This window comes from Spirulina sp. CS-785/01 (assembly GCF_028330525.1).
In the GTDB taxonomy this organism is placed as follows: Bacteria; Cyanobacteriota; Cyanobacteriia; order Cyanobacteriales; family Spirulinaceae; genus JAQMSD01.
Genome location: NZ_JAQMSD010000233.1, coordinates 1 through 13,949, shown reverse-complemented (window position 1 = coordinate 13,949; position 13,949 = coordinate 1). Strand labels below are relative to the sequence as shown.

10 protein-coding genes are annotated in these 13,949 nt (G+C 49.5%); 4 read left to right on the top strand and 6 right to left on the bottom strand.

The window, feature by feature from the left end:
- Nucleotides 1–92: 92 nt before the first annotated feature.
- From rsgA to grpE, 5 genes are all read right to left on the bottom strand, one after another.
- A complete protein-coding gene (rsgA, locus tag PN462_RS15145; RefSeq protein ID WP_272129446.1) occupies nt 93–1,151 on the bottom strand; it encodes a small ribosomal subunit biogenesis GTPase RsgA in 1,059 nt (352 codons plus the stop codon).
- 300 nt (nt 1,152–1,451) lie between these two features.
- Nucleotides 1,452–1,712 carry a sulfurtransferase TusA family protein gene (locus PN462_RS15140; protein WP_272129445.1) on the bottom strand — a complete coding sequence of 87 codons (261 nt, stop codon included), beginning with the start codon at nt 1,710–1,712 and terminating at the stop codon, nt 1,452–1,454.
- A gap of 7 nt (nt 1,713–1,719) precedes the next feature.
- Entirely contained in the window at nt 1,720–2,871 is a 1,152-nt protein-coding gene (dnaJ, locus tag PN462_RS15135; RefSeq protein WP_272129444.1) for a molecular chaperone DnaJ, read from the bottom strand.
- 268 nt (nt 2,872–3,139) lie between these two features.
- On the bottom strand, nt 3,140–5,122 hold the full coding sequence (gene dnaK / locus PN462_RS15130) for a molecular chaperone DnaK (RefSeq protein ID WP_272129443.1): 1,983 nt from the start codon (nt 5,120–5,122) through the stop codon (nt 3,140–3,142).
- A gap of 127 nt (nt 5,123–5,249) precedes the next feature.
- Nucleotides 5,250–6,068 carry a nucleotide exchange factor GrpE gene (grpE, locus tag PN462_RS15125; RefSeq protein WP_272129442.1) on the bottom strand — a complete coding sequence of 273 codons (819 nt, stop codon included), beginning with the start codon at nt 6,066–6,068 and terminating at the stop codon, nt 5,250–5,252.
- Nucleotides 6,069–7,315: 1,247 nt separating this feature from the next.
- On the opposite strand from grpE, the gene PN462_RS15120 reads away from it, so the two are divergent.
- The 4 genes from PN462_RS15120 (at nt 7,316) to PN462_RS15105 (ending at nt 12,638) form a co-directional block, all read left to right on the top strand.
- Nucleotides 7,316–9,322: a GspE/PulE family protein gene (locus PN462_RS15120; RefSeq protein ID WP_272129440.1), complete on the top strand. Its 2,007-nt coding sequence runs from the start codon at nt 7,316–7,318 to the stop codon at nt 9,320–9,322.
- 112 nt (nt 9,323–9,434) lie between these two features.
- The gene (locus PN462_RS15115) at nt 9,435–10,535 is read left to right on the top strand and encodes a type IV pilus twitching motility protein PilT (protein ID WP_443029186.1); all 1,101 of its coding nucleotides are present in this window, start codon (nt 9,435–9,437) and stop codon (nt 10,533–10,535) included.
- Between the two features lie 278 nt (nt 10,536–10,813).
- On the top strand, nt 10,814–12,031 hold the full coding sequence (locus PN462_RS15110; RefSeq protein WP_272129436.1) for a type II secretion system F family protein: 1,218 nt from the start codon (nt 10,814–10,816) through the stop codon (nt 12,029–12,031).
- A gap of 10 nt (nt 12,032–12,041) precedes the next feature.
- On the top strand, nt 12,042–12,638 hold the full coding sequence (locus PN462_RS15105) for a hypothetical protein (RefSeq protein ID WP_272129434.1): 597 nt from the start codon (nt 12,042–12,044) through the stop codon (nt 12,636–12,638).
- 42 nt (nt 12,639–12,680) lie between these two features.
- Here PN462_RS15105 and bioU read toward each other — a convergent pair whose 3' ends face one another.
- Nucleotides 12,681–13,664: a (S)-8-amino-7-oxononanoate synthase BioU gene (gene bioU / locus PN462_RS15100; RefSeq protein ID WP_272129433.1), complete on the bottom strand. Its 984-nt coding sequence runs from the start codon at nt 13,662–13,664 to the stop codon at nt 12,681–12,683.
- Between the last annotated feature and the right edge of the window lie 285 nt (nt 13,665–13,949).

The following is a 13,949-nucleotide window of genomic DNA, read 5'->3' as shown; positions in this document are numbered from 1 at the left end:
GCGTGCAGGATGGGTGGAGGAGATTCAATGGTTAGTATAACGTTGATGGCAAGGGGAGATGGATAGGGGAGAGTTGAGATTTTGCGATCGCTTCAAAAGTCTTCTGCTTCTTCAATTAAATCTTGTAGGGTTTGATGACGGGACTTGCGGGACTGACGACGGTATTTTTTGCTCTCTAAGCGGGGTTCATAGACTTTTTCCCCGGATTGCTTGATTTTGAGCTTCAGATGCTTTTCTTCGTTGGGTCGCTGGTGACGTTGTTCGGCTTGGGCGATCGCTTCCTCTAAAAATTTCTCATAATGATCATAGCGTTCCCAGTCTCCCCGAACCCCGCAGTTCGGTTCATCTCGATGCAAGCAGTCGCTAAACTGACAATTCTCTCTTTGTAACCGTTCTCTCGCTTCGGGGAAATATTGGGCTAACTCTCGCGGTTCACTGTCTAAATTGGGTTTATTAAACCCTGGACTATCGGCTAATAGTCCTCCCTTGGGTAACTCGAATAATTCTACATGACGGGTGGTGTGGCGGCCTCGGTGTAGTTTCCCGGAGACGGATTTAACGCGCAGGTGGGCTTCGGGAATGAGACAATTAATTAAACTCGACTTCCCCACCCCGGACGGGCCGGCTACAATGGTGATTTTTGCCCCTAATTGGGCTTTTAATGCCTCTAACCCCTTTCCCTCCATGACACTCAGAAATAAGGGGTCATAGCCCCATTTTTGCAGCCTCTCCTGCCACGCTTGCTGCTCGGCTGCACTAATTAAGTCGCTTTTATTTAAACAGAGGAGGGGGGTGAGTTGGGTGGATTCGGCTTTAATTAAAAAGCGACTCAGTTGCCAAGGGTCGAGGGTGGGTTCTTCTAGGGCAAAGACTAATAAAATTTGCTCTGCATTGGCCACGGGGGGCCGTTGGAGTTCGGTTTGGCGGGGGAGGATTTGCGCGATCGCGCCCCGGCCATCTTCTGAGTCAATTTCATCTAACAGCACTTGGTCGCCCACCATCACCTGTTGACCAATTTTCTTTAAGCGCGATCGGCGCGTACACAGCAAAAACCGCCATTCCCCCACCTTCTCTGTCAAACGAACCCGATAAAAGTTCGCCTGTACCGCAATGACCGTTCCTTGATACGTTTGGGTCGGTTGGTCAGACATAAAAGGGGGATTGGTAATTGGTGATTGGAGATGGGAGTCGGGAGTCGGGAGATGGGGGAGATAGGGAAGATGGGGAAGATAGGGGAGATGGGGAGTAACAACTGGTAACAGGTTACTCTCAGTGAAACTAAAATTACTTAAAATAGGCTGAAAGCCTTACTCTGATTAGTTTCTGTTCTTCTTTTTAGGTTAACTTCCTCCTTATTACAACATCTGCCCTCTGCCATCTGCCATCTGCCTTCGGATGCTGGTAACAGTTTACTGTTCCCTGTTTACTGTTTCACAAACAACAAACAACCCTCAACTACTCCGGACTTGCAAAATAAAATAATCTTGACAATCCACCAACGCTTCCAACCCATACCCTGCCATCACTAGACTATCGGGGACTTGCTCAATGGGTTCGCCAGCATCAAGCCAGACTTCCAACAACTGACCGGACTCCATCTGCTCCAAGCGGATTTTCGTCCGCACAAAATTAATCGGACAGGGAGTTCCCCGTAAATCTAACTGAGCATCCGCAGTTTGTTCAATGGTGTCTTTCACGCTTGATTCACTCACGACTCATCTATCCCCGAAACATCTTTCCCAAAAAACCCTCAATGCCTCCGTCCTTTCCCGTGTTTTCACCGCGAATTTTGGCTAATTGCTCTAATAACCCCCGTTCATCGGCCCCCACTTTGGTGGGAATTTCCACATTGACGGTAATGAGATGATCCCCTCGACTGACGGGATTCCCCAATTTTGGCACGCCTTTATCTTCTAGGGTTAACACGGTTTTTGGCTGAGTCCCTGGGGGAATGGTCAATTCGGCCTCCCCATCCACCGTATCAACCGGGATTTTTGACCCCAAAATGGCTTGTAAATAACTCACCGAGATGTCCGAGAGAATATTCGTTCCCTCGCGCTTAAATTTCGCGTCTTCTTCAACAAATAAATAAACATATAAATCCCCCGGTGCGCCGCCTTTCTGTCCGGCATCTCCTTCCCGGGCTACTCGTAACCGCGTGCCATTATCCACCCCTGCTGGAATGGTAATTTTTAATTTCTTTGTTTCTTGTTTGCGGCCTGCTCCGCCACAGGATTCACATTTTTCTTCAATGACTTGCCCTTCCCCGTTACAAGTCGGACAGACGGACACTTGGGCAAAACTCCCAAAGGGGGTACGAGTAGCGCGGCGGACTTGTCCTGTCCCGTTACAAGTTCCACAGGTCTTAGCCCCTGTGCCAGGTTTAGCCCCACTGCCATTACAGGTTTGACAGGTCTCTAGGTGCGGAATGCGAATTTCTTTTTCTCCCCCAAAGATGGCTTCTCGAAACTCTAATTTGAGGTCGAGTCGGAGGTCATCCCCTCGGGTGGGGCCGGTGCGGCGGCGGCCTCCGGCTGCACCAGTTCCCATGCCGCCTCCGAAACCGCTAAAAATGGTCTCAAAGATATCGGCAAAGCCGCCCATATCGCCAAAGTCGGAATATCCCGCCCCTGCGCCTGCCCCTGCACCAGAGGAGACTCCCGCTTCTCCAAAGCGATCGTATCTGGCTTTCATTTCGGGGTCGCTGAGAATTTCGTGGGCCCGGTTCACTTCTTTAAAGCGATCTTCGGCCCCCGGTTCTTTGTTTACGTCGGGATGGTACTTCCGAGCTAGGCGGCGGTAAGCCCGTTTAATTTCGTCTTGGGTGGCATCACGGGAGATACCGAGAATTTCGTAGTAGTCGCCTGCCATAGAGCGCTGATTGATCGAGTTGGTCTTTAGGGTTGACTTTCCCACGAACTTGCAGCCGTGGGATTCTTTGGATACTCTCGCCGCTACATCAATGATGATAATCAATGATGATAATCAATGATGATAGCGGAATATTCATTTACATTGAAGGTAAGGAGTATCTTCTCACTGTTCAGCCTAGAGACTGAACAGCATGGAGGGTTGTTGCCTCTCCATCAACTGTAACAGAAATGTCGGGAGAATTCTCCTCCTGACCATACTAGCAAAATTAGTCCACGGGTTCGTAATCTGCGGCGACGGTTTCGTCTTCGTCGTCAAAGTCGAAACTAAATTCTTCTTCTTCTTCGTCGTCGTCTTCTTCGAGGGCGGGTTCTTCGGAGACGGGTTGCACTTCTTCTGCGTCCTCGTCTTCCACATTTTCAAATTCTTGGCTGACTCCTTGGCTGGCTCGATTGTACAAGTCTGTTCCTACGGAGAGAACCACTTGTTTAAATTCTTCGAGTTTGGCTTTTACTTCTTCGGCACTGAGGGAGGAGTCTTTAAAGGCCGCTTCTAGTTCTTGCCGTTTCTTCTCGGCTTGGGCTTTCAGGTCATCCCGAATAAATTCGGAGTTGTCTTTGAGTGTGGTTTCATGGGTGTAGAAGATACTGTCGGCTTGGTTTCGCAGTTCGACTAATTCCATGCGGCGGCGGTCTTCTTCGGCGTATTGTTCCGCTTCTTCGCGCATCCGTTCCACTTCGGCGGAATTGAGTCCTCCGGTGTTGGTGATGCGGATGCTTTGTTCTTTTCCGGTGGCTTTGTCTTGGGCGGAGACTTTTAAGATACCGTTGACATCAATTTCAAAGCTCACTTCGATTTGGGGGACTCCTCGTGGGGCGGGTAAGATGCCGGTGAGGAGGAATTTACCGAGACTTTTGTTGTCTCGGGCCATGGCCCGTTCCCCTTGCAGGACGTGAATTTCGACGGAGGTTTGTCCGTCGATCGCCGTGGAGAAGATTTGGGATTTACTGGTGGGGATGGTGGTGTTCCGTTCGATGATTTTGGTGAAGACTTCTCCTAGGGTTTCAATGCCTAGGGAGAGGGGGGTGACATCCAGGAGGAGGAGGTCTTCGACTTCTCCCCCTAATACGCCTCCTTGGATGGCGGCCCCTAGGGCTACGGATTCATCGGGGTTAATGGAGCGATCGGGTTCTTGATTAAAGAATTTTTTAATGGCGTTGCCCACGGCGGGAATGCGGGTTGACCCCCCAACGAATAAGATGCGGTTGATGTCTTTGGGGGTGAGTTCGCAGTCTTTGAGGGCTTGTTTAACGGGTAAGATAGTCCCTTTGATTAATTCGCTGGCCAGTTCCTCGAATTTTGAGCGAGATAGCTCGATTTCGAGGTGTTTGGGCCCGGTTTCGTCGGCGGTAATAAAGGGCAAGTTGATGGAGGTGGAGGCCATGGTGGAGAGTTCCACTTTGGCTTTTTCGGCGGCTTCTCGCAGCCGTTGTAGGGCCATTTTGTCTTTCCCTAGGTTCACGTCTTCTTTGGTTTTGAAGTCTTCGATGAGCCATTGGACAATTACATTGTCGAAGTCATCACCGCCGAGGTGGTTGTTGCCGGAGGTGGCTTTGACTTCAAAGACTCCATCGCCGAGTTGCAGGATGGAAACGTCAAATGTGCCGCCGCCTAAGTCGAAGACGAGGATATGTTGGTCTTGGTCTTGTTTATCTAAGCCGTAGGCGAGGGCGGCGGCGGTGGGTTCGTTAATGATCCGTAACACTTCGAGGCCGGCGATGGTTCCGGCATCTTTGGTGGCTTGCCGTTGTGCGTCGGTGAAGTAGGCCGGGACGGTGATTACGGCTTGGGCGACGGGTTCGCCGAGGAATTTTTCGGCATCGGCTTTGAGTTTTTGCAGGATCATGGCGGATACTTCTTGGGGGGTGTAGTTCCGCCCTCGCACCTGCACATCAACGGTATCGTCCCTGCCTTTGACACAGGTGTAGGGGACGCGCGATCGCTCTTGTTCGGTATCTTCCCAACGACGACCGATGAACCGCTTGATACTGTAGATGGTATTTTCGGCGTTGGTGACGGCTTGCCGTTTGGCCAGTTGACCAACGAGGCGTTCGCCGTTTTTGCCGAAGCCTACCATACTGGGGGTTGTGCGACCGCCTTCGGTACTTTGAATCACGAAGGGTTTTCCCCCTTCTAGAACCGCGACGCAGCTATTTGTAGTGCCTAGATCAATACCGATGACTTTTCCCATAGTGGTGCTTGGGTACTAAAGTGTGCAAGGGGCGAGGGTCATAACCGAAGCTCTTAGCCGGATTGCCGATTGCCTATTTTTGATCCTAATGGCTCTTGGAGAAACTGTCCCAGGTTTGAGCGTTCGATTATGCCGGAGAATTTTCCTCAGTGTCGCTTTCTTCCTCGGTGGAGGGAGCGTCTGAGGGGGCATCTTCGGGGGGAGCGGCCACTTTCACCATGGCGTGACGGAGAACCCGATCATTGAGAAGGTAGCCCCGCACCAGTTGCTCAATGACTGTATCTTCTGGATGCTCGTGGGTTGGCTCTCGTAACATGGCTTCATGATAGGTGGGGTCAAAGGGTTGACCTTCGGGACGCATGGCCGCTACCCCTAGGCGTTTCAGTCCATCAACGAGGTTTTTATAAACCCCTTGATAACTTTTATGAATGGCCATTTCGCCTTCGGTGGCCGGTTTGATTTGTGATCTGGCCCGTTCAAAGTTATCGACCACTGGAAGCAGTTCCGAGAGGGTTTCCCGTTTCACCAGATGAGCTTGTTCTTCTTTGTCTTTCTGGGTTCGCTTCCGGAAATTATCAAAATCGGCGGCGTTTCTGGCAAACTGAGCTTTATAGCCTTCTGTTTGCTCGGTTTGTTTAGCGAGTTTTTGTTTGAGTTGTTCGAGTTCTTTTTGGAGGCTTTCGACTAATTCCTGGGTGGCCTTGGCATTGTCGTCTGGGGTTTGGGCCGGAGAGCCTGCTTGGCCATCTCCACCCCCAGACGGGGCATTATTTCCCTCGCTGGTGTTGCCTTCGCTGGTGTTGCCTTCGCTGGTGTTGCCTTCGCTGGTGTTGCCTTCGCTGGTGTTGTCCTCGGTGTCGTTGAACTCTAAGTCGCTTAACGACACTTGCTCTTCGGATTGTTCTTGGGTGGGATTGGTTTCTGGATTACCCTGCTCGCTGACCATACCTTACCTTGTGTTGTATCTGTACTGGTGTGTTTGTTGCTTTGTTGACTTGTTCTCATCTCTGGGTCAGTGGGGGAAGAAGTCCCATGATCTGACCCCTGACCCCTGAGAATTTGACCCCTGAGAATCTGACCCTTGAGGATCTGACCCCTGATAGAGGGTGGAGGGTTAACCTCTAGTAGGCGATTTACCTGACTTTTTTGGACATTAGGCTACAAAGCCCTACTTATACCCCTCCTGGAGTTTTCTGGCCTGTGCCGGATGAACAGGTTTCAAAGGGGTTTGATTTTGGTCAGGTTTATGAGAAATGCGTAATTGCACATGATTGTAAGGGCTTCTTCAGCCACTCAGTTAAACTGTAAGGTTTGCCTCGACAAACTTCAAAGGGCTTTTTACGTCTGTAACACTACCTTCACTCATCGTTGGTATTCAGTTTAATTACAGACCACAGGGCCAAGTGCTGGCGTTTACACTTGGGTGTGATCACCCTCTGAAGGTAGCCTACCTTTTTACAGGATTTACGGCTGAGTCTGCACGCTCGTCCCTTTCTAAGTCAACAAAAATTGAACAATGTCAATCAATGTCTAGCTTTTAACGAGCGGGTTAAATGTTCGTCTGGTTGAAGTCACATCTGAATCTATTGTCTCATCATTCGATCATAGGAATGAATCCTAACCGCAGTCCTCATTAATGAATTCTATTCATTAATGAGGTTAATGAGGACAGCGCGATCGCACGCTGAACGGGAAACGCGCTGAGGATTAGAACCGTCGGGTTGTCCCCTAGTGATGCACTCACAAAAACGGCTCAATTGGTGTGATACCTAGACCTAGTTTTGGACGTTCATTGAATATCATACCTTCACTTTCCCTCTCCTGGGAGCCTCCGGCCTAAGATTCCCATCTAACTCAGGCCGTTCATCCCCATGGAAGTTAAGCTAGAAAGGGAGGAGGAAAGTTCTGGGATGGCCAAGGATGATAGACTTCTTCTCTCCCTAAGAATCCTCGCAACCTGTTTGCAAAACTTAACATAATGAGGGGAATTTATCTCAATCCAGAGAAAAAAACTGCCGTCTCAGAAATTTCAAAGTTATCATCGAATTAAGCCCATCGCTAATCCGAGTAAAAAATTGTCCTCACCCCAACTGGCTGTATGGGAGAGATAAAGCGTTTAAATCAATCCATTTCACTGCCATTTATTTTATTGCCCAAAGCCCTTCTTAGAGTAAGGAGCGATTACGATTAACCATGACTCAATCATCTTCTAGAACATCCCGCCGGTCCCGCGCCCTAACCGTTCGTAATGATTATTCTCCCTTTGGTAATAAACTGATTCAGTCCGGTTTTGCCAGTGACGAACAAATGAAACAAGCCCTGACCCAAGCTCGCCAGTCAGGCCGCCCCATTACCGATGTCATCCAAGAAATCACAGGTCGTCAACTCACTCCGGAACTGCAACGTCAGTATAAAAAGCAACAACTTTTTGAACTGAAAATCCTCTACGGGGTAGATTCCCTTGACCCCGAAATCAACCCCATTGCCAATAACCAAATGGGGGAATTAATTGACCACCTCATTCCCATTGATATTTGTCGTCGCTATCAATTAGCCCCCCTCTCCAAAAGCGATGAGGAACCGCAAACGGTTCTAGTAGCCATGGTGGACCCGGATAACCTGGATGCCCAAGATGACCTGAAACGCATTTTGCGCCCCCAAGGCATTCAATTAAAACGGATGGTGATCACCCCCGAAGACTATCAGAAATTGATGGATAGTTACTTGGATGAACAGGTCGCCAAAGAACGAAAACAAGAAGAAGCCAAATCCGTTGATGTCACTGGGTTAGTTGAAGATTTAGGGAACTTAGAAGATGCCCCGGATGAAGCTGAAGATGACTTAGGGGCTGAGCAAGATGCACAAGGTGCGCCTATCGTCAACCTTGTGAATAAAATCTTAATGAAAGCCTTAAACGACGATGTGTCGGACATTCACATCGAACCCCAAGAATACGCCCTGCGGGTACGCTTCCGGAAAGACGGGGTATTGCAACAGCCCTTCCCCGAATTCCCCAAAAAAATTGCCGCCGCCGTCGCTGCCCGCTTCAAGATTATGTCGGAATTAGACATCGCCGAAAAACGCCTCCCCCAAGACGGGAAAATTCGGCGGATGTACGACAAGCGGAAAGTAGATTTCCGGGTGAGTACCCTGCCCAGTCGGTTCGGAGAAAAAGTGGTATTACGGATTCTCGATAACTCCGCCACCCAACTAGGACTAGACAAACTGATCACCGACCAAGACACCCTCGACTTAGTGCGAGAAATGGCCAGTCGTCCCTTTGGGTTAATTCTGGTGACGGGGCCAACCGGGTCCGGGAAATCCACCAGTTTGTACTCAGTGCTAGCAGAACGGAATGACCCAGGGGTCAATATTAGCACCGCCGAAGACCCCATTGAATACTCCTTGGACGGCATTACTCAGGTACAGGTCATCCGGGAAAAAGGCATGAACTTCGCCTCCATCCTACGGGCATTCCTACGACAGGACCCGGACGTAATTCTAGTAGGGGAAACCCGTGACCAAGAAACGGCAAAAACCGCCATTGAAGCGGCGTTAACGGGTCACTTGGTCTTAACCACCTTGCACACCAACGACGCAGCCGGGGCCATTGCCCGTTTAGATGAAATGGGGGTTGAACCTTTCATGATCTCCGGGGCCTTACTGGGTGTACTGGCCCAACGTCTCATGCGTCGCGTCTGTAGCGAATGCCGCATCGCCTACGAACCCACCCGCGAAGAACTGGCCCGCTACGGGTTCACCGCCTCCCAAGAAGGGGAACTCACCTTTTACAAAGCCAACTTTGTCCCGCCCGAAGAACGGGAAGAAGCCCGTAACCAGGGTCAACTCTGCGAGAAATGCGGCGGCGCAGGCTATAAAGGCCGGGTTGGGGTGTACGAAGTGATGAAAATGACTGAAAACCTGCAAACCATGATTAACGAAGGGGCCCCCACAGAACGCATTAAAGAAGTTGCCGTAGAGGAAGGAATGAAAACCCTCCTCGCCTATAGTTTAAACTTGGTACAAGAAGGCTATACCACCCTAGAAGAAGTGGAGCGTGTCACCTTCACTGATTCAGGTGTAGAGGCTGAACTGAAGGCCAAACGGAAAAGTGGACTCACCTGCCGGACTTGTGGTGCTGAATTGCAGCCCGAATGGATTGATTGCCCGTACTGTATGACTCCTCGCTTTTCGGAGTAAATACTGAAGGAAACTCGTCAAAATTGGGCATACTACAGACAATTCAGCCTACTACCTCTTAACGATTTAGAACTTAAAAAAACAGCCATTTTAAGGAGAGTAACCCATGCCAATGGAATTAATGATTGAAGACGTGCTAGAGCAGCTTGTGGAACTGGGCGGCTCAGACGTTCATATTCAAGCCGGCGCACCGATTTATTTCCGGAAAAGTGGGAAATTAGAACCCATTGGTGACGAACCCCTCACTCCCCAGGAGAGCCAAAAACTGATTTTCAGTATGCTCAATAACAAGCAACGGAAAGAGTTAGAGCAGAACTGGGAATTGGATTCCTCTTACGGGGTGAAAGGGTTGGCGCGGTTTCGGCTCAATGTGTATAAAGAGCGGGGCTGCTGGGCGGCCTGTATGCGGGCCTTATCCTCGAAGATTCCGAACTTTGATATGTTAGGGTTGCCCGATATTGTGCGGGAGATGTCGGAACGGCCACGGGGGATGGTGTTGGTCACTGGGCAAACGGGGTCCGGGAAAACCACCACCATGGCGGCCATGTTGGACTTGATCAACCGGACGCGCTCTGAACACGTTTTAACGGTTGAAGACCCCATTGAGTATGTGTTTCCCAATGAAAAAAGCCTCTTTCACCAACGGCAAAAAGGGGAAGATACTAAGAGTTTTAGTAACGCGCTGAAAGGGGCGTTACGGCAAGACCCGGATATTATTCTGGTGGGGGAAATGCGGGACTTAGAGACGATTTCTCTGGCGGTATCGGCGGCAGAAACGGGTCACTTGGTGTTTGGGACGTTGCATACTAACTCGGCAGCAGGAACCATTGACCGTTTGTTGGATGTGTTTCCGCCGGAACAACAACCGCAAATCCGGGCGCAAATGTCCCAGTCGTTGTTGGCGGTGTTTAGTCAATGTTTAGTGCCGAAACATAATCCGAAACCTGGGGAGTTTGGTCGGTGTATGGGTCAGGAGATTATGGTGGTTACACCTGCGATCGCCAACTTAATTCGAGAAGGAAAAAGCTCTATGATTTATTCCTCCATTCAAACCGGGCAAAAAATGGGGATGAAAACCATGGAACAAGACTTAGCCAACTTAGTCAATCAAGGCAAAGTCACCTTTGAGGATGCGGTCTCTAAATGTAGTAAACCCGATGAATTACAACGTCTGATTCAAGGGGCGGGGGGGAAAGCTGGCGCGAAACGCTAACGGCTAAACGAGGGTGAGTCTGAGCTTACCCTCACCCAACCAAAGAACTGAGACGGGGAGGGAGGAGGGAGGCAAGTAGAGTCTCTGGAATTATCTCCCTGTCTTCGTTTTTGAGCTAAATTAAAAGAGAGGTTGAGTAAGTTTCCTCAATCTTGACTTTGAGAACCCGTTATCAAAGGAGTGAGGAAAGAGAAGTAAGTAGTGAGTTAACTATCCTCTATCCTCTATCCTCTCTCTGATAGAGGAATTGTGAAGTATTATTTACCCATTTAAGAGCCATGCCCACCTTTGTTGCTGAAGTCCAAGACGGTCAAGGGAATTCCCTAAAAGTTAAAGAAGAAGCGACCTCTGCCGAACAAGTCCGGACGATGTTGCAAGGTCGCTATGCCAATGTTGGGGCGATTAAGAAAGCGGGATTGAGTTTTGATCTGACCGAACTAGAAGAAAAATTTGCTAGTGTCACCGTGAAAGATAAAGCGATTATGTCGCGGCAGTTTGCGGTGATGATTAATGCGGGGATTGCCATTGTTCGCTGTTTGGGGATTCTGACAGATCAATGTACTAATCCGAAATTGAAAAAAGCTCTGACCGGACTGAGTAGCGATGTACAGCAAGGGGTGAGTTTGTCCGAGTCCATGCGGCGATACCCGGAATGTTTTGACCAACTGTACGTTTCCATGGTGGATGCGGGAGAAGTTGGGGGGGTTTTAGACCAAGTATTGGACCGTCTGGCCATGCTGTTGGAAAATATGCAGCGTTTGAAAAACCAAGTCAAGTCGGCAATGTCCTATCCCGTGGCAGTGGGGGGCATTGCGGTGATTGTGTTTTTCGCCATGACCATCTTTTTGATTCCCATTTTTGCCGGAATTTTTCAGGAGTTGGGAACGACTCTCCCGGCGTTAACTCAGTTTATGTTGCTGTTGAGTAGCTGGTTTACGAATTGGGTCTTTTGGGTGATTTTAATTCCCTCTATTTTTGCAGCTATCACGCTCTATAACTGGTATTATAGTACCCCTGCTGGACGCTTACAGATTGACCATTTAATGCTGAAAATGCCCCTATTGGGGGATTTGAATCAAAAGACTTCCGTGGCGCGGTTTTGCCGGATTTTTGGGACCTTAACTCGTTCAGGAGTGCCGATCTTGAATTGTCTGGATATTGTGCGGGATATTGCAGGGAATCAAGTGGTGGCGAATTCCATTGAGGCGGCGAAAAAAGAAATTCAACAGGGGGGGATGATCAGTGTTGCTTTAGAACGAGAAGGGATTTTTCCGCCTTTAGCTATTCAAATGATTGCTATTGGGGAGGAAGCCGGGAATTTAGATGCCATGTTAATGAAAGTGGCAGATTTTTATGAAGATGAGGTAGAACAAGCGGTTTCGGCACTCACGAGTATCATTGAACCGTTGATGATGGTGGGAGTTGCGGCCATGGTTGGGGTGATTCTCTTATCCATGTATCTGCCCATGTTCGCAGTCTTTGACGAATTAGGCTAGTTTTTGCATTATGTCAGTGAAGCAATCCTTTTATGAAACGCTCTTATCGGAGTACTGTAATCGGGATGCTGCGATCGCGCTTTTACGGGAGCATCGGCCTTACTTGGAGATGATCCCCAGTTTACGCCGTCCTTATGAGAGTGTCATTGTTTTACCTCTCCCGGTGGCCCGCATTCGCCATGCGAAACCCCCGGAAGCCTCCAGTCGCAGTATTACCCCCAATACAGCCACTCAGATGACTTGTGATTTGGCGATTTTAATGTGTGATCCAGAGTGGAAGATCAAAATGGGGGTGGAAATTTTGGTGTTTATCCATCGCCCCCAAGAAGATTTTTCGGATTTATTAATGCGTTGGCGACAGGCTCAAGTGTATCTGGATAAAGATTACGAGTGGCTCATGCCCCACCATTATTCCCATATTCTCTCGGAAGGGTCCGAACGGGTTTATCCCCTCTTTGTGGTCTTTTCGGACACCCCAGAGCGCGTTCAGCGCGGGTTAGCAGGGGCGAGTTTACCCTATGTGGTGCGGACAATGCCGGAAACGGCACTCCCAGAGGAGGAGGGAGAATCGAGCTTATCGGAGAATGAGTTGGGAATTGAGGAATAGTCCTCATTTCCCCTCATCATCCCTTTGTGACTCGTTAACTCGTTAACGGACAAATTGAGGCATAACCTCAGCTGCCGTCCATAACCCATTGATACCACGCTGGTGGAAAGCCATCCCCGCTTTCAGGTAGCCAAAGGCGGGGCCACACACATTGGCCGCCATACTGGTTTCATCCCCTAGGGTAAAAGTATGGGTGGAAATTTTCCCCTCAAAGGTGCGGCCTGTGAGTTGGACGTTCGTGCTAAGGGGTTTTTGGGCGTTGCGCGTATCCACAATGCCGCCCACTGTGACTTGAGCGCGATCGCAAATCCCAGCCAGTTCTAACATAATATCGTCGGCGTGTTCCATATTCTCTAATTGGAGAATGCCGTTGGTTTTGTCAAGAAACGCCGCCACTTCCGCATCACTCATGGCTTTCGCTTGATCTACCGTAAAGCCAGGGATATGGGCAATATCTTCTCGAATCGTCGCCCGATAGGCATCCCAATTGGCAATGCCCACCCCGAAGGTAATTTTAACACTGTGAACTTCCGCAAAACTTTGAGCAGCCACGGCTGCGGCGGCGGTTAATAACCCCGGAGTTGCCCCACATCCGGTCATGTAGGTAATGTTCGCCTCTTGTAAGTCCTCCCGCATCGCCAATAATTGTTCAACCGCAGAAGTCCGTTTTAAGGCATCCACTAACACTCCTTGCCAACCGGAATTAATAAATTGTTGAGCAACGGAGGCCATAAAGGTATTGGGTAAGTTGGGTAAGGCTAGAAAATAACCATCCACATCGGCCTTTCGGAGTAACTCCCGAATACTATCATTGCTGATTATGCCTACGGAGTCTAAATAGCCCACAGACCCCTGTTTTTGATAGATTTGGCGACAGGCTTGGGGATCCAGTCCTTCTGGGTTATAGGCAAAGCCTTGTTTATCCGCGACGGCCACCCAGCGCATTTCTGTTTTTGGGGCTAGAAGTTGTGCAGCGGCCTGCCCTAACCCTCCAAAACCGAGTACACCCACCCGAATTGGTTTCATGATCATAGCCTCAATACGACGATCCTCTATTATACGCAAGGGAGTTGATAGTTGATAGTTGATAGTTGACGGTTGAACCACAAAGACACAAAGGACACAAAGGGGAGATGGGAGTCGGGAGTCGGGAGTCGGGAGTCGGGAGTCGGGAGATGGGGGAGAAGAAGTGAGGAGAGAAAAGTGAGAAGTGAGAAGTGAGTAGTCTGTAATTTTTTCTCTATCCTCTCTCCTCTATTCTCTCTCCTCCCTCTGGGGGAGAACAAAGAACCCAGAACAAACAACATTACT